Here is a 17,739-nt window from a genome sequence, read left to right as displayed (position 1 = left end):
GCGGTATGCGAACCGATGGAGACGTCTGGGACATCGTCAGTAGCGTCGGGCTCACCGCGTTGGGTGTGGCGACGTTCCGTGCGCTGGAGGCGGCCTCTCCCGATCCCTTGATCCAGGACAATTACGCACCGCTGTTCGTGGCGGCCGCGGGTCATCCGCATTTCACCGGGCTGCTGGCCGATCCCTCCCCGCTCGCGGACACGCCGCTGGTCCCCGGCTTCATGGGCTTCCGTACCAAGTTCTTCGACGAGTTCTTCCTGTCGGCCGTCGCGGACGGCGTTCGGCAAGCCGTGATCGTCGCGGCGGGATTGGACGCGCGAGCGTATCGTCTCGACTGGCCCTCGGCGACCACGTTGTTCGAGATCGATCAGCCCAAAGTCCTGGAGTTCAAGGAGAAGGTGCTCACCGAGAACGGCGCACGACCGAAGGCCCGGCGGCGCACGGTGCCGGTGGACCTGCGCGAGGACTGGCCGGCCGCCCTGCGCGGCGCGGGCTTCCACCCCGATGAGCCCACCGCATGGTCGGCCGAGGGGCTGCTGCCCTATCTGCCCGGCGCGGCGCAGGACAGATTGTTCGAGCACATCGACGAGCTGTCCGCACCCGGCAGCCACCTCGCCGTGGAGAGCTTCGTGACGGGCGTCGACGTCAAACGCTTCGCGAGCATCGAGACGAAGTACTTCGACCGCTACAACCCGTTCGGGGACATCGACCCGGCCGAACTGTTCTACGACGACGAGCGGGCCGATCCCGCGCAGTGGCTGTCCGGCCACGGCTGGTCGGTGCGCTGCTTCAGCCCGAGCGAGCTGGCCGCGTCCTACGGGCGATCGGTGCCGGACCTCCCCGAGGAACTCGACAACCTGTGGCGGCAGCCCCGGCTGCTGACCGCGGTGCGTTGACCGGCCCTACATCTTGGCGCTACGGGCCATGACGAAGCTGTAGAGCCCGTAGGTGATGATGCCCAGCCCGGCGATGAGAAGCAGGGCCACGCCGAAGGGTTGCGCGCCGAGCGTCTTCAAGGCTCCGTCCAGTCCGGCGGACTTGTTCGGATCGTCTTTCGTCGCGGCGAGGATGACCAGCAACCCGACCGCGGCGACGGCAAGCCCCTTCGCGATGTACCCCACGGTGCCGAGCCGCCGCACGAAGGCGCCCTGGGTCCCCCGGAGGTCGTCGAGGAAGTTCCGGCTCGCTCCCTTGTACACGTGGTAGCCGCCCACCCCGATGATGATCAACCCGCCCACGACCAGCGCGACCGTGCCCGCCGTGTGCTGCATCAGCCGCGCGGTGAGCCCGACGCTCTGACTGCTGCTCGACTGTCCGCCGCCCCGCGCGAAGCGGAAAGCGGTGATCGCGAACGCGAGGTAGACCACCGACAGCGAGAGCGCCTTGACCCGGTCGAACGCCTCGGACTTCAAGCTGCCGGAGCCCGGCTCGGACGCTTTACCGAAGACCGCCTCCGCCAGCCGCCACAGCGCCATCAGCACGAACGCGACCACGCCGATCCACAGGGTGACCACCCCACCCGGTTTAGCGGCCAGTTCGGCCATCGCCCCCGACTGATCGGCGCTACCCCCGCCACCGAGCGCGAGCCGGATGGCGATGTAGCCGATCAGCAGATGAACCAGGCCGGACATGACGTAGCCCGCCCGGGCGAACCGCGCGAACATGTCGTTCTGGGCGATCCGACCGGCAGTGTCGGAAAGACCGGTGTGGGTCATATTGCTCCTCCATCCAGATACCACGGCGCGAAGCCCCGCAGGACATCGAGCGGATACCCAAGTCTTCGGAGAAAGCACCTCTCCACCTCGATGCCCTGGGACCAGAAGCGGCGGTCTCATTCGCCGTAGCGGTTGCGCACCGGGGGTCACCGGCCCGGTGTTCGTCGAGCGAACGCCGGTGCGCGCTTCGGGCGAATGCCCTCGCCGCGGAGGCAGGCGGATCGACCACCCGAGCACTGGCGGAGACGGCACGGACGCTGTGTCTTGCAGGTGGCCTCCGGGCGGAGGTCGTCGGATGCTGTCAAGGTTCGATGCTTCGGAGCGCGTTCTTGTGAACTTTCCCGGACGCTGTAGCTGACCAGTAGGGACTGCACCAGTCAACGTAGCCCGCTCCGTTTCAGGAGCGGGCTGCTGGGCGTTGCGGAGACTTCGGTTTGTACCCGTCGGCGCGGCCGATTCGACTGTGTGGTGAGCTCTCGCGGTAGCGCGCCAGAACCTGCTTCACGGCATCCGTGACCGGTGGCTCTTCGGCCAGGCTGGTCCAGGTGTACGCGTCGTGTTCGGTCAGTTCCACGGGCTCGGCATGGCCGACCTCGACGGTGAAGTTGAACTGTCGGCTCTTCTTGCCGCTGCCGGACTGGTAATCGAACTCGCCGAGGTAGTTCGTGATGGCGGTGACCTCGAGGCCGGTCTCTTCCTTGACTTCCCGAATGAGGGCTTGGTCGATGGCTTCGCCGGGATCGACTTTGCCACTCGGAAGTTCCCAGATCCCACCCATGAAGTCGTCGGCGGGGCGTTGCAGTAGAAGGACTTTGCCGCCGTGGTGGACGACGGCACCGACGACGAGTTGTTGCACTTCGTCCCGGTCGGCTTCCCACGTCAACTTCTTCAGCAGTGTGGTCTCGATCATCGAGTTCTATCCTTTCAGGTCGGCGCGGTGGGTGATCACTTTGTGCAGTGCTTCGATGTAGCGGTCGACGAGCGGCAGGTCCTCGTCTCGATGCCAAACGGGGAGCTTGAGCGTGGCGTGGTGCAGCGCTTCCGCCCGCGGGTAGTCACCGGGGGCGTAGGCCAGTTTGCCGGTGAAGGCCGGGAACAGTGAACCTGGATCTTGGAACAGCGGCAGGAGATTGAGGGGGCAGGTTGATCCGGGTCGGTCGAACTCGCTGCAGCCCTCGGCCTGCAATGCGGCGTGGAAGCGCTCCACCGGCACGTCATCGAAGAATTCATCGTGGTAGACGATCGTGAGTCCGTACCAGGCTGGTCGGGTGTGCGGTTCGTGCCAGGTGATGGTCAGGCCGGGCTCGCGCTGGAGTTGGTCGTGGATGTGCTTGAACCGTCACGAGTTGGGGACCGCTTCTTCCTAGAGGAAGATGGTTCCCATCCTGTCGAAGCGTTACCCGCCCGAGGTTCGTGAGAAGGCTGTGCGTCTGGCTCTCGAGCGCCTCGATGAGTACGGCACCTCATCCGACTAATAATGCGGTATTCGTGGGATCAAAACTGGGTACGGATGGCGATCGCTACGGCTGGGACGTGGAGAACCCGGCAAATTCGCTCAGGATTGCGGGCGAGTTCCTCGAGCTCGAGATCCAGGTTCTCGAAGGCGCTAGTGTCGAATTCGCCTCCCGGATCGAGGTCTTGATTACCGAGTGCCGCTGATCTGCGGGCTGATCTTGTGAACGTCCTATATTGCCGCGTGCCGCGCTGTTCGAACCGGCCAGGAGTGGACCCGGTCTGGGCGTGCACTTTCGGCTGATTCGAGGGGTTTCCCCCTCGTTAGAGCGAATAGTGCACGCCCAGGCCGGATCACACCGCGACAGCACCTCAGCGCACGAGTATCCGCTCTTGCCGAGGACCGTGCTGGAACTAGATCAAGGCTGGGTGCAGGCATGTTCGCGATTGAACGAGCCGACGCTTCCGGTGCCGGTGGGGAGGTTGCGGGTGGCGTCTGCGTATGCCTCCCCCGGCGTCGCCCCCTTGCCGAAGCCCACGATCGGGAACCCTGCGACGATCGCGAGCGGACTCGTCACGACTGCACCGCAGCCGTTCGCGAACGTCACCATCATCCGGCAGTCGATGATGCCTTGACCCTTGCACGCTCGGTCGGCGGCTCGAATGGCGTCGGCTTCCGTCGGGTGGTTGACCGAAAACGCGTAGACGTTGCCCCACACGCTGAGGGAAACGGCGCCCCAGTTGACCGGGTCGGCGGCGGCGGGCGGTGCCGAAAGAACGGCAGCGGCGCTCACCGAGAGCGCGGCGGCCGCAAAGGATTTTTTGAACATGTGGCGTGCTTCCTCTGCGCGCCGACCAGGGTGCGGCGATCGCATGGAAGATACCGCAGCGCATGGACTCAAGATCGCCCCAAGTCTTGGGGGCACGGCTAAGACCATCACGGACTGCGGTGTTCGTGACGGATCTGCCGAAACCGATCTGGTCGCCCTTGGCTGCGGGAGCGCCCTCGTCGGCGGCCATCGCCTCGCGCAGCGACGGACGCGGTCAACTATGACGACGTGTGACTCCGGCGAGAGCCGTGGCTGCGGCGGATTCGGTCCTTGCCGATCTCCGGGTACACACCGACGCGACAGTCGATGTGTATTGGACCGAGTCCGGGCGACCACTGCGGATTTCCGTCAGCTCCGCCGGTGCAGAAGAGGTTTCGGAGGCCCTCGACGAGGTCGCCTGCCGAACACACTCTTCTGCCGCGTATCGCGCGGCTACAAGCGGCCGCACAGCGCCCAATAGACCAACACTCCGAGATCACCTCGGACTGTTGCCATGAGTGCTGTCGGTCAGCCTCGACAAGGACTCGCGGTTCACCGCCGGCAACCAATGGCGTGAGTCCGGGCTGGTTTTTACGACGAAACTCGGGCGTCCCATCGAGCCGCGCAATGTCAATCGCATGTTCAAGCGGCTGCGCGAGAAGGCATGTGTTCCACAGGTCCGGGTGCAGGATCTTCGCCATTCGTGCGCGACGCTGCTGTTCACGAAGGGTGTGGAGGCCGCGACGGTGCGGAAGATCCTCCGACACAGCTCGATCACCGTGACGACCGGCATCTACTTGGAGGCGATCGAGGCGGTGAGGCGCGACGCGCTGGATTCGATGGCAACCCTGTTCGACTCCTCCGACGACACCGCGATCTGAACTGTCGTCAGTCGTGTCGTAAGCCCGAGATTCGAGAGCTGCCGGAACAACAAAGACCAGGCCCGGAAACTCGCCGGACCTGGTCTTTTGTTCGAGTGGAGCTAAGGGGACTCGAACCCCTGACCCCCACACTGCCAGTGTGGTGCGCTACCAGCTGCGCCATAGCCCCTGGTTGGTTGCGCTCCGGCTTCCCGGCCGCGCTTGAATGAAGTTACACCAACGGTATGTCGGCGACCAAATCGCCTCGATTCGGGGGGTGACAGAGGGGGCGAATGGGCTTAGTATCGAACACGTGTTCGAATCGAATTTCGATCAGGGCGTAGGGCGATAGCCGGTTGGACGCTCGGAACGGCCAGAGCAGATGGGGTTGCTGGTTTGTTCGTCTCGAGTGTCCAGCTCCCCGACGGGAGTCGGAGCGGATGTGAGACACCTCGAGGTGCGGTCTAGGGACAGGGGGCCGGATCGCGCCGTCGAGTGCGCGGGCCGGGCAGCGGCAGGTGGAGCCACTGCCCGGCCCCAGGCCAACTGAAAACTCGGCGAGCGGCGACCTCGGGGGCTGGGGATGTCGGGTCGTGCCGTCGAGTGGGCCGGGGCGTCGATTTGGTGGAGTCGGCGTTCCGGCCCTTCCGTTCGCCGGAAAAGCTGCCGGATCACAAGGAACTCGACTACATTGCCGGGTCGGCATCCGGCCATGGAGCCCGCCGGAAGGACAAGATCACCGGCCTTGCCTGGTACGAGCTGGGCCTGAGTCGGTTACCGCGCCCATCCCCTCTCCCCATGAGCGGCCGAGGATGCCGCCAGCACCCGTTGATGCAGCTAGTGAAGGTCCGCTGTGTCTGAGGTCGGGACGTGCTCGGCGGATGTCGGCCCTACACTCGCCCGCAGCGACTACGGTCCCACTCAACCGGCGAGCGAAACCACCCAGTTCTCGTCGTTGGTGTCGACCTTGGTCGTGCCGTCGAACACCGCGGGGGTGGCCGCGGAGCCGCCCAGCGCTTCGCCGAGCGCCGCGGTCTGCGCCATCGCGGTGCTGCGCGCGGAGTCGACCTCGGCACCGGTCGCGATGCATTGCCGCACGGGCTCGGCGGCTCCGGCGTCGCCCGCGATCGCGGCGAGTTCCTCGTTGCTCAGGTCGGCGCCGCCTTCACTAGGACGCTTCGTGGTGAACAGTTCGGTGTGGAACTTGGAGTAGACCGGCCCCGAACCCGCTTCGGCCACACACTGGTTCGCGGCGACGGCGCGAGTCGAGTAGTCCTTGCTCCGGGAGCGGGCGTCGAGGAAGTTCACCAGGCGATAGCGCACGGCCAGCGCGCCCGCATCGATCTGCTGCGCGATCTCTTGGCCGTAGATGCGCTCCAGGCTGCCGCAGCCGGGGCACAGCGGGTCCTCGAAGATGTCGATGGTCTTCTTCGCGTCCGGGCGGCCGAGCAGGATCGAGCCGTTCTGCTCGAGCACCGAGTGCACCGCGGGGTCCCGCACCGAACCGTAGCCGTCGTTGCGGACGGCCACGTCGTCCCGCCCCCAGCGGATCGCCGCGATGACGATGAGCACGATCAGCACGAGCGCGACCGCACCGAGCGCGTAGGTGGTCGCACTGGACATCGGCCGCGGAGTGTAGTTCGAACGCGATTCGCTCACATTGACACTTTGCCGCAACGAACCACCGTTCCCCCCGCCGGGCCACTGATCCGACGGCCGCCTACCGCGCAGCTACTAGAATGCTCGCCGGGAATCCGGTGCCGCTTCCGGGTAGCTCAGCGCTTGCGGCGGGCACGCCGCTCCGGTCGCCGACGTTTGCCGCGGGACATCGGGCGCCCCGGCGGATATTCCGCCTCGTCCGAGTCGACAACCGCGGTGCCCGGCGCGGTCCGCACGGGTCTGTCGGCTACCGCACCGCGGCGATCGCCGATCCCGGCCGGGGGACAGCTCGTCGGTCCGTCGGACTCCGCCACCGTCCGGACACCGTCCGCCGCCGACTCGCGCCGATCGACCACGGTCTGCGGATCTGCCGAGCCCTCTCCCGGAACCGCCGCGGATTCGGCCACCACGGGCACCGGACTGTCGGCGACCGGCGCGCCGGACACTTCGTTCAGCGCACGGTCGATCCGCGCCGATTGCCGCTCGGCGTCGTCCGCTCCCGCGGAGCGTTCGGACGGCATCTCCGAGTGAGCGGGAGACCCCCGCCGCAGCGGCTCGGGCACGACAGTCCAGACGAGGGCCGCAACCGCGAGCAGGGCGCCGGTCACACCGAGCGCGAGCCCGTAGGACATCTGCTGGGCGAGGGCTCCGACGGCGACCGGCCCGATGACGGTGCCGAGGTCGGCGGCCATCTGGAAACCGGCCAGCACCGGCCCACCGCGCGCCTTGGGGCCGATGATGTCGGCGACGGCCGCCTGCTGGGTGGGGGTGAACATGCCGGAACCGAGCCCGGCCAGGAACGAGGTGGCGAGCAGCCAGGGAAGGTCGGTGGCCAGGCCGAGGCCCGCCGTGCCGACCGCGCACACCAGCGAGCCGCTGATCACGAACGGTTTCCGTCCCCACCGGTCGGACAGCCGCCCCGCGGCGAACAGCACCGTGACGTTGCCCGCGGCGAATACCGTCAACGCGACACCGGCCATACCCGGCGCTTGGTGCAGCACCTCGACGACGAGCAGCGGCACCAGAGCCATCCGGACACCGAACACGGCGGCTCCGTTGGCGAAGTTCGACAGCAGCACCGCCCGGTACTCCGGCCGCGCCCAACCCTCGCGGAAGGACATCATGCGGGCGCCGCCGACCGGCTCCGGCGCGGCCAACTCCGAATTGCGCAGGCTGAAGTACACCACGACGCTGACGACGAACAACGCCACGGCGTAGATGACGAACGGCCAGCGCAGCCCGAGCCCGGACAACCCGCCGCCCACCAGCGGCCCGCTCACCGAGCCGACCAGGAAGCTGGTCGACCACAGTCCCGAGACCCGGCCGCGCTGTTCGGGCGGCGACATCCGGATGACCAGCGCCAGCGACGACACGGTGAACATGGTCGAGCCGATGCCGCCGAGCGACCGCAGCACCATGAGCTGCCAATAGCTCTGGGCCAGGGCGCTCGCGCCGGTGGACGCCGCGACGATCAGCAGCCCGCCGAGGTAGACCGAGCGCTCCCCCAGCCGCTGCACCAGCCGCCCGCTCACCGGTGCGAACAGCAACCGCATCAGCGCGAACGCGGAGACGATGGCCGAGGCGGCCGCCACGCCGACGCCGAATCCGCGCGCGAACTGCGGCAGCACCGGGGCGACCAGGCCGAACCCGATGGCGATGACGAACGCGCCCCCGACCAGCACCCAGATCTCGCTGGGCAGGGGCTTGGATCTACCGGTCACCGGACAGCGCCTGCCCCACCAATTCCTCCGCGGCCGTCTGCACCTCGGCGAGGTGATCGGGTCCGTGGAACGACTCCGCGTAGATCTTGTACTTGTCCTCGGTGCCGGAGGGGCGCGCGGCGAACCACGCGTTCTCGGTGGTCACCTTCAGGCCGCCCAGTGGCGCGCCGTTGCCCCGCGCCCTGGTGAGCACGGCGGTGACGGGCTCCCCGGCGATCTCCTTCGTCGTGATCATGTCCGGAGTCAACTTCGCGAGCAGCTCTTTCTGTTCCACGGTGGCGGGTGCGTCGATCCGCGCGTAGGCGGGGCTGCCGTAGCGGCGCTCGAGTTCGACGTAGCGCGCCGACGGGCTCTGGCCGGTGACCGCGGCGATCTCGCCGGCCAGCAGCGCGAGCAGGATGCCGTCCTTGTCGGTGGTCCAGACCGTGCCGTCCATCCGCAGGAACGACGCGCCCGCGCTCTCCTCCCCGCCGAATGCCAAGCTGCCGCTGAACAATCCGGGAACGAAGAACTTGAATCCGACGGGCACCTCGTGCACGTCGCGCCCGAGTACGGAGACGACGCGGTCGATCATCGACGAGGTCACCGCGGTCTTGCCGATCTTGGTCAGCGCGTCCCACCCCATCCGGTTGGCGACCAGGTATTCGATGGCCACCGCGAGGAAGTGGTTCGGATTCATCAACCCGCCGTCGGGCGTGACGATGCCGTGCCGGTCGGCGTCGGCGTCGTTGCCGGTGGAGATGTCGTAGTCGTCCTTGATCCCGATCAGCGAAGCCATCGCGTAGCGGGAGGACGGGTCCATCCGGATCTTGCCGTCGCTGTCGAGGGTCATGAACCGCCAGGTGGGATCCACGAACGGGTTGACCACCTCGAGCTCGAGATCGTAGCGCTGACCGATCTCCTCCCAGTAGTCGACGCTGGCGCCGCCCATCGGGTCGGCGCCGAGCCGGATGCCCGCACCGCGGATCGCGTCCAGGTTCAGCACGTTGGGCAGGTCATCGATGTAGTTGTCGAGGTAGTCGTAGCGTTCCACGCCCTCGGCCAGCGCGCGCTGCAATGTGGTGCGCTTGACCCCGGTGAGCCCGTCACGCAGCAGTTCGTTCGCGCGCGCGGCGATGGCGTCGGTGGCCGTGTTGTCCGCCGGGCCGCCGTGCGGCGGGTTGTATTTGAAGCCGCCGTCGCGAGGTGGGTTGTGCGACGGGGTGACCACGATGCCGTCGGCCTGATGCTTGGCGCCGCCCCGATTGTGGCGCAGCACTGCGTGACTCAGCGCGGGCGTGGGGGTGTAGCGGTCGCGCGCATCGATCACCGCGGTGACGTCGTTGGCGGCGAGCACCTCGAGCGCGGTGGTCCATGCGGGCTCGGACAGAGCGTGGGTATCCCTGGCGAGATAGACCGGGCCGGTGATGCCCCGGGTGGCGCGGTACTCCACGATCGACTGCGTGATCGCGAGGATGTGCGCCTCGTTGAAGGCGCCGTCCAAGCTGGAGCCGCGATGTCCCGACGTTCCGAACGCCACCCGCTGGGCCGGATCCGCCGCGTCCGGAACACGGCTGTAGTACGCCGTCACCAGGTGCGCGATGTCTTCCAGATCGGTGGGACGTGCGGAACGCCCGGCTCGATCGTGGGCCATGCTCGGGTCTCCCTTCCGTATCGGCTGCGCCCGGCTCGTCATGAGGATCATGTCCACGACCGCCCGACCACCGCCGACCCCACGGCCACGTCGTTCACGACGGCCACCCGCCGGAACATCTCGTAGCCGTACATGTTGAACGTGGTCGGCACGGTGCGGAAGCCTGCTTCCGCGGCGGCGAGCGGCCGATGGCCCCCCGACGCGCCGCTCAGATCGCCGAGCCGCGCCGAACCGACAATGGTAACGGCCGCCGCGTGTGACAGCGGCGGCGAGGTGAAACCCGCTGCGGCCACAGGGGCTACGGCGGAGCCGGCGGGCTTGCCGCGTCTGGTCATCGCTCACCTTCCTGCCACTGGTCCACCGGCACCAAGGTGACGTTGACCGAAGCGAACAGCTCGGCATTCCGCTCGACGAAGGCGCGCAAGCGTCCCGGCTCGTCGACCAGCATCAGCATTAGCGGAAGGTGGCCGGCGACGTCGAGGATCCGGGTGGTGTGCACGTGCGAGGACGCACCGTAGCCCTCGATGCCACGCCACACGCTGGCTCCCGCCAGGCCGGTATCCCTGGCCCGGCGCACGATCTCGTGATACAGGGGCGTGTGCCGCCACTTGTCGTCCTCGTCGAGCAGCACGGTGAGCCGTGCGGCGGGCCGCCATCGTCCCGCCGTGGCAGCGCCCGTTTGCGAACCACTCATTGCCTGCCCCCTTCCGTCGTGCCGTTCCCGTCGATCGCCGAAGCCGAACCAGGTACCCACCGTGCCATGCCCGCCGGGCTCCGCCGTCCCGGCCGCACCACCGCCACTCCCCGAGGCGGCCGAGCGCGGGGAGTGCCGCGCCCGGTCCGAGGAGTCTACGAACCCCGCGGGTGGGGTGGAGAGGGTGGTGCGACCGCCGGGTGCGCCGATGCCGAGAAGGGTGCGCAGCAGTCTCTTGGCTACCCATGCGTGAGCGGCCGGAATCCTCGCGGATTCCGATGCGCAAAGCATCCCATGATATTTACCGCGTAGGTCGGAAAGGGGACCGCTCACGGCACAGCCCGCCGCATTTACTTACCTTGTATTTTGCACCGATAACGGTGATTCTGGAGCACCTTGCCTGCCCGGCGGACGGGTGGCGCGGGTCCGCGCGACACCGAGCGGCACCGCGGACAACCCTGATTCGGATGGCGGCGGCGGACGGAAGGGTTCATCATCGCCACGGCACTCGCACGCCGGGAGCGGCCGATTGGCAATCGCGGAGCACAGATTCGGCTCGGGTACGACGCGTGCACCTCCGCGCTCACCGACGAAGCGGATCGCGCGCCGTGCGGTCCGACGACGACGGCCGCCGCCCCTGCGACGATGTCGCGGGAGCGGCGGCTGTGCGGTACGGAACCGGATAGGCGGTGGCGCACTCGGCTCAGTGCGCGAGTACCGGTTCTCCCTCGGCGGGCACCGGCACCGTGCTCGGCATCAGCACCGCGGTGAGGATGCCGCCCGCCACGAAGATCGCCGTGGCCCACCAGAAACTGGTGGTGTAGCTCTCGATCGCGGCCTGGGCGACGGACAGCGGGTCCGGTGTACGGGTGGACAGGTAGTCGGTGGCCGCGGACGCCGCGATCGTGCTCAGCAACGCCGTGCCGATCGACCCGCCGACCTGCTGGCTGGTGTTGATCATGGCCGAGGCCACGCCCGCGTCCTCGTGCTGCACGCCCGAGGTGGCGCCCTGGAAGGCGGTCGACATCGCGCCGCCGAGGCCGAGACCGAGCAGGATCAGGGCGGGCAGGATGTGGCTGGCGTAGCCGGTGTCCAAGCCGATCCGGGTCAGCCAGGCCATGCCCGCCGCCGCGATCAGGAAGCCGCCGCTGACCACGATCTTCGGGCCGAGCTTCGGCAGCAGCAGCGACGGCGCGGTGGTCGAGGAGGCCACCATGGCGGCGACCATCGGCAGGAACGCGACGCCGGTCATGATCGGCGAGTAGCCCAGGGTGAGCTGCATGTAGTACGTGAGGAACAGGAAGATCGCGAACATCCCGATGCCCATGACGAACACCGTCAGGTAGGAGGTGCCGCGCATCCGGTCGAGCACGATCCGCATCGGAAGCAGCGGGTGCGCGACCCGGGTCTCCAGCCAGGCGAACACCGCGATCAGCGCCGCGCCGCCGAGCAGGAACGCGAGGGTGACGCCGTTGGTCCACCCGTCCGACTCCGCGTGCGAGAACCCGTAGACGATGCCGAACAGACCGGCGGTGACCACGAGCGTGCCGGGGATGTCGAGCTTGGGCCGCTCGGTGCTCGCGTGCTTGGCCAGCAGCAGCACCGCGCCGACCAGAGCGACCGCCGCGAAGGCGAGGTTGACGAACATCACCCAGCGCCACGAGGCCCATTCGGTGAGCGCGCCGCCGAGCAGCAGCCCGATCGCGCCGCCGGTGCCTGCGACGGCACCGAAGATGCCGAACGCCTTCGCCCGCTCGGACGGCTCGGTGAAGGTCACCGTGAGCAGCGAGAGAGCGGCGGGCGCCAGCAGCGCGCCGAAGACACCCTGCCCCACCCGGGCGGCGACCAGCATCTCGAAGCTGGTGGCCGCGCCACCGATGGCGGAGGCGACCGCGAAGCCGACCAGGCCGATGATGAAGGTGTTGCGCCTGCCGAACAGGTCGCTGAGACGCCCGCCGAGCAGCAGCAGGCTGCCGAACGCCAGCGCGTAGCCGGTGACCACCCAGGAGCGGTCGCCGTCGCTGAAGCCGAGATCCGCCTGCGCGGCGGGCAGCGCGATGTTCACCACGGTCGCGTCGAGCACGACCATCAGCTGGGCGACACCGAGGACGGCGAGCACCCACCAGCGCAGGGCGTGCGAGCCGCGCCGCTCGCTTCCCGTCTGCTCAGGGGCGGGGGCCCCACGGTCGATGACGGTAGTCATGTGTCCCCTTTGTCTCTAACCTTGATCCGGAGGAAACTCCTCCGCTTGCCTGAAGAAGCTATCACGATAACGGAGACAACGCCTCCGGTTAATCCCCGAGGTTGGTAGAATGGCGGTGTGAATCACGCCACGGTCGCCTCTCCACCCCGGCGTCTGCGGGCCGATGCCGCACGCAATCAGCAGCGCATCATCGCCGCGGCGCGGGAACTGTTCGCCGACCACGGACTCGAGATCACACTCGACGACGTGGCCGAACGCGCGGGCGTGGGTGTCGGTACGGTCTATCGCCGCTTCGCGAACAAGAAGGAACTGATCGTCGAGGTCTTCGACCAGAACCTGAACGATTTCGCCGACGCGGCCGACGCCGCCTACCGACATCCCGACCCCTGGTTCGGACTCGTGGAATTCTTCGAGTACGCGTGCAGACACATGGCCACCAACCGAGGCTTCAGCGAGGTCATGCTCGAACTCGAGGACGACGAGACCGACCGGTTCGCGGTCGTGCGCGATCGCATCAAGCCCACCGTGACCGCCATCTGCGCTCGCGCGCGCGACGCGGGCGTGCTCGCCGACGGCATCGAGCCCTCGGACTTCTTCGCACTCGTGCACATGGTCGACGGGCTCGCCGAGTTCGCCAAGCCGGTCAATCCCGATGTCTGGCAGCGATATATGGCCATCATGTTGAACGGCCTGCGGGGCGACGGCACGCCGCGCAGGCATCTCGACGTCCCCCCGCTGACCGACGCCGAGGTCGAGCACGCCAAGCAGCATCTGACCTGCGGCTGGCGCAAGCGGTAGCGAAATCGCACCGTAAGTAGCGCGCGTCACGTTCGCTCCCGTAAAGTTGGTCACATGACCAACTCGTGGGTGAACTGGGCAGGCGATCAACAGTGTGCGCCCGCGATCATCGCCACACCGCGCTCCGTCGAGGAAGTGGTCGGCCTGCTCGCCGACGCCGAAGCCGCCGGCCGGACCGTGCGCGTCGCCGGCACCGGTCATTCGTTCACCGACGCCGTCCTGACCGATGGCACGCTGCTGAGCCTGGCGAAGCTGAACCGCGTCCTCGATGTCGACCGGGCGAGCGGCCTGGTGCGGGTGGAAGCGGGCATCAGCCTGAACGCGGCCAGCACCGCCGTGCACGAGCACGGCCTCGCCTTCCCGAACCTGGGCGACATCGATGTGCAGACCGTCGCGGGCGCCATCGCCACCGCCACCCACGGCACGGGCGCCACCTTGCAGAACCTCTCCGCCGCGGTGCATTCGCTGGAATTGACGCAGGCGGACGGCACCCGGGTGGAACTGAACGAGCACACCGATCCCGACGGCTGGCGGGCGGCGCGGGTCGGCATCGGAGCACTGGGTGTCGTCACCGCCGTGACCCTGCGGATGGCGCCGTCGTTCGTGCTGGAGGGCGTCGAACGGCCGATCCCGGTGGAGGAGGTGCTGGCGGACCTGGATTCGTTCGTCGACGGCAACGACCATTTCGAGTTCTACATGTTCGCGCACAGTCCGCTGGCCATGACCAAGCGCAACAATCGCGTGACCCTGCCCGAGCAGCCGCGCCCCAAGGCGGTGGACTGGTTCGCCGACATCCTGATGTCCAATCACCTGTTCGACGCGCTGTGCAGACTGAGCCGCAGGCGACCGCGCCTGGTCCCCTTCATCCAGCGCAGCGCCGCCTACGCGGGCAGCTACCGGCGTCAGGTGGACCGCTCCTACCGGGTGTTCGCCTCGCCCCGCCTGATCCGCTTCACCGAGATGGAGTACGCCATCCCGCGCGCGCATTCCGTCGACGCGATCCGCGAGATCAAGGAACTGACCACTCGTTTCGACACCCCGATGCCCATCGAGGTGCGATGGGTCGCAGCCGACGACGCATTCCTGTCCCCGGCGGCCGGTCGCGACACCTGCTACATCGCGGTGCACCAATACCGGGGCATGGACTTCGAGCCGTACTTCCGCGCCTGCGAAGCGGTGTTCGACCGCTACCAGGGCCGCCCGCACTGGGGCAAACGCCACTTCCAGACCGCGGCGACCCTGCGGGATCGCTATCCCGACTGGGATCGGTTCGCCGAGGTGCGGCGGCGCTTCGACCCGAAGGGGCGTTTCGCCAATCCCTACCTCGACCGGGTGCTCGGGCCGGTCGGCTGAACCCGGCTCACCGCACGCCCGCCGCCGCGGTCACGCGGCGAGAATCTCCGCGACCAGGCGGGGCACGGCCGTGCCGATGGGTTCGCGGATGATCTCGGTGGCCATGTCGTCGTAGGGCGTCGGCTCGGCGTTCACGATGACCAGATCCGCGCCGTTCTCCACCGCGACGGAGCACATCGACGCGGCGGGCTCGACCTGCAACGACGTTCCGATCGCCAGGAATACGTCGCTCGTCTGCGCGGTGAGCGCGGCCTTGGTCATGGTGCGGCGGTCCATCTGCTGACCGAACATCACGGTGGCCGACTTGAGGATGCCGCCGCAGCCGGGGCACGGCGGGTCGGGCTCACCCGCGGCCACCCGTTCCAAGGTGGCGGACATCGAGGTCTGGTAGTCGCACTCGATGCAGACCACCTCGAACATGTTGCCGTGGATCTCGATCACCCGCTCCGGCGAAGACCCTGCTCGCTGATGCAGGCGATCGATGTTCTGGGTGATGATGGTGACCGCCCGCCCGGCCCGCTCCAGGTCGGCGAGGGCGTTGTGCGCGGCGTTGGGTACGGCCTGCCAGGCCGGATTGTCCCGTCTGGCGAGCCACGCGCGTTCCCGCAAGCCGGGGTCGGCCACATAGTTCTGATAGGTCGACAGCAATTCGGCGATCGGATCCTTCGTCCACACCCCGCGCGGGCCGCGGAAATCCGGGATGCCGGAATCGGTGGAGATGCCCGCGCCCGTGAGCACCCCGATCCGGCCGCCACGACTGCGCCACTCGGTCGTCATATCCGCACAGCCTAGGGGCAGCGCGGAGATCGCCGATCATGGATAGACGATGAGAGACTTGTAGGGTTATCATCTCATTGTATTGAGTTCGGCCGATCAAGGGAGATCACGATGACCGCGTCCGTCGCACGCGAATCCACCGGCGCGCGAACGCTGCCGCCCCGCCGCCCGATCGAACCGGGGACACAGATGTGGGAGCAGACCGGTCTGGTCACCTTCTCCCTCACGGCGGGCTCGGCCTTCCTGCTGCAAACCATGGAGCCGACCATCTCCGCGGTGGTGGACGAGTACTCCACCTTCCGCACCGATCCCATGGGCCGCGCGATGCGCAGCCTGGCGTCGGTGATGATGTGGGTCTACGGCGGCGAGGAAGCGCTCGCCGAGGCCGACCGCCTGCGCGAACTGCACGCGTCGCTGAACACCACCGACGCCAACGGCGTCCGGCACACCGCGCTGTCCAGCGCCCCGTGGGCCTGGGTGCTGCACACCGGAACCTTCGCCTTCACCGAGAGCGCCAAGTACTTCGCCAAGCGACCGCTCACCGCGGCGGACAAAGAGGCGTACTTCCAGGAGACGTTGCAGCTGTTGCGCAATTTCTCGGTGGCGCCCAAGGAGATCCCCGCGAACTACACCGAGTTCGAGAAGTTCTTCGAAGACACCGTCGCCAACCACCTGGTCGCCACCGACACCGCGCGCGACTACCTGCGGGTGATCCGCTCCGTCGCTCCGCCGAAGCAGCTGCCGCGCGCGCTGCATCCCGCCTGGAAGGCGGCGGTGGGGCCGATCGGCTGGCTCCAGTACTTCGTGACGGTCGGCACCACGCCCGAGGTCGCGCGGCGCAAGCTCGGGCTGACCTGGACCGCGGCCGACGAACGCAAGCTGCGCGTGCTCGGCTGGCTGATCGCGCGACTGGTCCCGCTGCTGCCGGAGCGCCTGCGCTACTTCCCGATCGCCTACGAAGCACGCCGCCTGGAACGCGACCGGCAGCGGCTGCGCAAGATGATCGACCTGCGTCCGATCTGACCCGTGCCCGGAAACCGCTTCCGGGTGACCACGGTCGGTGGGGCGGGGTGACCCGATCCCATTCGCCGACACTGCCCGTACCCCGGTCGACCCGCGTCGACCGGGGTACGCGTGTTGGAGGCGCGAACTCGGAGCCGGTCTTTCGCGACGCGACATAGCGGTCGAACCGCGCCGCACCGACCGCGCCGAACGCGCCGCGTATTCCTCAGCAGCGCAGCGCGGCGCATCGATGCGAGGCGTTGCCCTGCGAGTGGCGGAAAGTCCGCGTACGACAGCCGCTGCGACCCGCGGATCGTGGCGGCGCGCTTTCCGGTCGCGCCTTGCCGTACGCCCTCGTCGCACAACCGTCCAGTCCGCTCCCGTGCTCCGGCAGCCCGAGGCGTCGCAAAAGCTGCGTGATAACGGATTCGGGCCTGTGACCTGCGGTCGCCGTACGCGCGCACCCGCGAGAGCACGTCGCGCCGTAACGCTTCGCGGCGCGCTGGTATACGTATCTCGTACGCTAGGAAAGCGTTTCGGTTCACCGCGGCCGGACGGCCAGCACACTTATGCTCCACCTTGCACATCGAAAGGCGTTCCCATGTCCCACAAGCCCAGTGTGCTGTTCGTCTGCGAGCACAACGCGGGCCGCTCGCAGATGGCTGCCGGATTCCTCACCGCCCTCGCGGGTGACCGGTTCGACGTGCGATCGGCGGGCAGCGCGCCGGCCGAGGCCCTGAACGCCACGGTGGTGGACGCCATGGCCGAGATCGGCATCGATATCTCCGGCCACGCCCCCAAGCCGCTCACGATGGACGCGATCGGCATCTCCGACGTGGTGGTCACCATGGGCGCGGGCGACGCCTGCCCGTTCTTCCCCGGCATCAGCTACCGCGACTGGATGCTGCCGGACCCCGCGGACCAGTCCCTCGACGTGGTGCGCACCATCCGCGACCACATCCGCATCCTGGTGGAGAACCTCATCGCCGAATTGGTCCCCGCGCCCGCACGCTAGGCGCTGTCCGATTCGTTCAAGACGCGCCCCCGCGCCGCTGCCTACGCT

17 protein-coding genes, 1 tRNA gene and 1 pseudogene are annotated in these 17,739 nt (G+C 68.0%); 7 read left to right on the top strand and 12 right to left on the bottom strand.

Annotation, left to right across the window (positions count from 1 at the left end; genetic code table 11):
* Positions 1-5: 5 nt before the first annotated feature.
* Entirely contained in the window at positions 6-896 is an 891-nt protein-coding gene (locus tag ACGF7Y_RS00975) for a class I SAM-dependent methyltransferase (RefSeq protein WP_393228031.1), read from the top strand.
* Between the two features lie 6 nt (positions 897-902).
* On the opposite strand, the gene ACGF7Y_RS00970 is transcribed toward ACGF7Y_RS00975, so the two are convergent.
* The 3 genes from ACGF7Y_RS00970 to ACGF7Y_RS00960 all read right to left on the bottom strand — a co-directional run bounded on the left by ACGF7Y_RS00970 (position 903) and on the right by ACGF7Y_RS00960 (position 2,928).
* Positions 903-1,715: a DUF1206 domain-containing protein gene (locus tag ACGF7Y_RS00970; protein ID WP_393228029.1), complete on the bottom strand. Its 813-nt coding sequence runs from the start codon at positions 1,713-1,715 to the stop codon at positions 903-905.
* Positions 1,716-2,112: 397 nt separating this feature from the next.
* Positions 2,113-2,625, bottom strand: a complete 513-nt coding sequence (locus tag ACGF7Y_RS00965; RefSeq protein WP_393228027.1) for an NUDIX hydrolase — start codon at positions 2,623-2,625, stop codon at positions 2,113-2,115.
* Positions 2,626-2,631: 6 nt separating this feature from the next.
* Positions 2,632-2,928 (bottom strand): hypothetical protein, encoded by a 297-nt coding sequence (locus ACGF7Y_RS00960; RefSeq protein ID WP_393228025.1) that lies wholly within the window; start codon positions 2,926-2,928, stop codon positions 2,632-2,634.
* A 275-nt stretch (positions 2,929-3,203) separates the two neighbouring features.
* Between ACGF7Y_RS00960 and ACGF7Y_RS00955 the strand changes: the two genes are divergently transcribed.
* Positions 3,204-3,374: a hypothetical protein gene (locus ACGF7Y_RS00955; protein WP_393228024.1), complete on the top strand. Its 171-nt coding sequence runs from the start codon at positions 3,204-3,206 to the stop codon at positions 3,372-3,374.
* 212 nt (positions 3,375-3,586) lie between these two features.
* On the opposite strand, the gene ACGF7Y_RS00950 is transcribed toward ACGF7Y_RS00955, so the two are convergent.
* A complete protein-coding gene (locus ACGF7Y_RS00950) occupies positions 3,587-3,997 on the bottom strand; it encodes a DUF4189 domain-containing protein (protein ID WP_393228022.1) in 411 nt (136 codons plus the stop codon).
* A 497-nt stretch (positions 3,998-4,494) separates the two neighbouring features.
* Here ACGF7Y_RS00950 and ACGF7Y_RS00945 point away from each other — a divergent pair, with 497 nt between their 5' ends.
* Positions 4,495-4,857: a tyrosine-type recombinase/integrase gene (locus tag ACGF7Y_RS00945; protein WP_393228020.1), complete on the top strand. Its 363-nt coding sequence runs from the start codon at positions 4,495-4,497 to the stop codon at positions 4,855-4,857.
* A 96-nt stretch (positions 4,858-4,953) separates the two neighbouring features.
* Here ACGF7Y_RS00945 and ACGF7Y_RS00940 read toward each other — a convergent pair.
* From ACGF7Y_RS00940 to ACGF7Y_RS00910, 7 genes and pseudogenes are all read right to left on the bottom strand, one after another.
* Positions 4,954-5,026: transfer RNA gene (locus tag ACGF7Y_RS00940), tRNA-Ala, on the bottom strand.
* 731 nt (positions 5,027-5,757) lie between these two features.
* A complete protein-coding gene (locus tag ACGF7Y_RS00935) occupies positions 5,758-6,459 on the bottom strand; it encodes a DsbA family protein (RefSeq protein ID WP_393228019.1) in 702 nt (233 codons plus the stop codon).
* Between the two features lie 575 nt (positions 6,460-7,034).
* A pseudogene (locus ACGF7Y_RS00930) lies at positions 7,035-8,216 on the bottom strand (MFS transporter); the annotation flags it as partial.
* Positions 8,206-9,849, bottom strand: a complete 1,644-nt coding sequence (pgm, locus tag ACGF7Y_RS00925; protein ID WP_393228017.1) for a phosphoglucomutase (alpha-D-glucose-1,6-bisphosphate-dependent) — start codon at positions 9,847-9,849, stop codon at positions 8,206-8,208. The gene pgm and the pseudogene ACGF7Y_RS00930, both read right to left, overlap by 11 nt.
* Positions 9,850-9,896: 47 nt before the next feature.
* Positions 9,897-10,184: a hypothetical protein gene (locus ACGF7Y_RS00920; protein ID WP_393228015.1), complete on the bottom strand. Its 288-nt coding sequence runs from the start codon at positions 10,182-10,184 to the stop codon at positions 9,897-9,899.
* Entirely contained in the window at positions 10,181-10,543 is a 363-nt protein-coding gene (locus tag ACGF7Y_RS00915; protein ID WP_393228013.1) for a DUF190 domain-containing protein, read from the bottom strand. Before ACGF7Y_RS00915 ends, ACGF7Y_RS00920 begins: the two co-directional genes overlap by 4 nt.
* 703 nt (positions 10,544-11,246) lie before the next feature.
* On the bottom strand, positions 11,247-12,746 hold the full coding sequence (locus ACGF7Y_RS00910; protein ID WP_393228011.1) for an MFS transporter: 1,500 nt from the start codon (positions 12,744-12,746) through the stop codon (positions 11,247-11,249).
* A 117-nt stretch (positions 12,747-12,863) separates the two neighbouring features.
* Here ACGF7Y_RS00910 and ACGF7Y_RS00905 point away from each other — a divergent pair, with 117 nt between their 5' ends.
* Complete coding sequence (locus ACGF7Y_RS00905; RefSeq protein WP_357116757.1) at positions 12,864-13,544, top strand: TetR/AcrR family transcriptional regulator; 681 nt, start codon at positions 12,864-12,866, stop codon at positions 13,542-13,544.
* Positions 13,545-13,598: 54 nt separating this feature from the next.
* The gene (locus ACGF7Y_RS00900; protein WP_393228009.1) at positions 13,599-14,897 is read left to right on the top strand and encodes a D-arabinono-1,4-lactone oxidase; all 1,299 of its coding nucleotides are present in this window, start codon (positions 13,599-13,601) and stop codon (positions 14,895-14,897) included.
* Between the two features lie 30 nt (positions 14,898-14,927).
* On the opposite strand, the gene ACGF7Y_RS00895 is transcribed toward ACGF7Y_RS00900, so the two are convergent.
* The gene (locus ACGF7Y_RS00895) at positions 14,928-15,674 is read right to left on the bottom strand and encodes an NAD-dependent deacetylase (protein WP_393228008.1); all 747 of its coding nucleotides are present in this window, start codon (positions 15,672-15,674) and stop codon (positions 14,928-14,930) included.
* Between the two features lie 111 nt (positions 15,675-15,785).
* Between ACGF7Y_RS00895 and ACGF7Y_RS00890 the strand changes: the two genes are divergently transcribed.
* Both ACGF7Y_RS00890 and ACGF7Y_RS00885 read left to right on the top strand, forming a co-directional pair.
* Positions 15,786-16,697: an oxygenase MpaB family protein gene (locus tag ACGF7Y_RS00890; protein WP_393228006.1), complete on the top strand. Its 912-nt coding sequence runs from the start codon at positions 15,786-15,788 to the stop codon at positions 16,695-16,697.
* A 580-nt stretch (positions 16,698-17,277) separates the two neighbouring features.
* The gene (locus tag ACGF7Y_RS00885) at positions 17,278-17,691 is read left to right on the top strand and encodes an arsenate reductase ArsC (RefSeq protein ID WP_040868829.1); all 414 of its coding nucleotides are present in this window, start codon (positions 17,278-17,280) and stop codon (positions 17,689-17,691) included.
* Positions 17,692-17,739: the final 48 nt, after the last annotated feature.

The organism is Nocardia sp. NPDC047654 (assembly GCF_043205035.1).
In the GTDB taxonomy this organism is placed as follows: domain Bacteria; phylum Actinomycetota; class Actinomycetes; order Mycobacteriales; family Mycobacteriaceae; genus Nocardia.
The sequence above is the reverse complement of the archived record's forward strand: the minus strand, read 5'-3'. Positions and strand labels throughout refer to the sequence as shown.

What these genes read in the sequence shown, in the direction of transcription:
- ACGF7Y_RS00975 (WP_393228031.1), top strand. Translation starts at nt 6, where the DNA reads ATGCGAACCGATGGAGACGTCTGGGACATCGTCAGTAGCGTCGGGCTC.
- ACGF7Y_RS00895 (WP_393228008.1), bottom strand. Translation starts at nt 15,674, where the DNA reads ATGACGACCGAGTGGCGCAGTCGTGGCGGCCGGATCGGGGTGCTCACG.
- ACGF7Y_RS00885 (WP_040868829.1), top strand. Translation starts at nt 17,278, where the DNA reads ATGTCCCACAAGCCCAGTGTGCTGTTCGTCTGCGAGCACAACGCGGGC.
- ACGF7Y_RS00965 (WP_393228027.1), bottom strand. Translation starts at nt 2,625, where the DNA reads ATGATCGAGACCACACTGCTGAAGAAGTTGACGTGGGAAGCCGACCGG.
- ACGF7Y_RS00915 (WP_393228013.1), bottom strand. Translation starts at nt 10,543, where the DNA reads ATGAGTGGTTCGCAAACGGGCGCTGCCACGGCGGGACGATGGCGGCCC.
- ACGF7Y_RS00910 (WP_393228011.1), bottom strand. Translation starts at nt 12,746, where the DNA reads ATGACTACCGTCATCGACCGTGGGGCCCCCGCCCCTGAGCAGACGGGA.
- ACGF7Y_RS00890 (WP_393228006.1), top strand. Translation starts at nt 15,786, where the DNA reads ATGACCGCGTCCGTCGCACGCGAATCCACCGGCGCGCGAACGCTGCCG.
- ACGF7Y_RS00970 (WP_393228029.1), bottom strand. Translation starts at nt 1,715, where the DNA reads ATGACCCACACCGGTCTTTCCGACACTGCCGGTCGGATCGCCCAGAAC.
- pgm (WP_393228017.1), bottom strand. Translation starts at nt 9,849, where the DNA reads ATGGCCCACGATCGAGCCGGGCGTTCCGCACGTCCCACCGATCTGGAA.
- ACGF7Y_RS00950 (WP_393228022.1), bottom strand. Translation starts at nt 3,997, where the DNA reads ATGTTCAAAAAATCCTTTGCGGCCGCCGCGCTCTCGGTGAGCGCCGCT.
- ACGF7Y_RS00920 (WP_393228015.1), bottom strand. Translation starts at nt 10,184, where the DNA reads ATGACCAGACGCGGCAAGCCCGCCGGCTCCGCCGTAGCCCCTGTGGCC.
- ACGF7Y_RS00935 (WP_393228019.1), bottom strand. Translation starts at nt 6,459, where the DNA reads ATGTCCAGTGCGACCACCTACGCGCTCGGTGCGGTCGCGCTCGTGCTG.
- ACGF7Y_RS00900 (WP_393228009.1), top strand. Translation starts at nt 13,599, where the DNA reads ATGACCAACTCGTGGGTGAACTGGGCAGGCGATCAACAGTGTGCGCCC.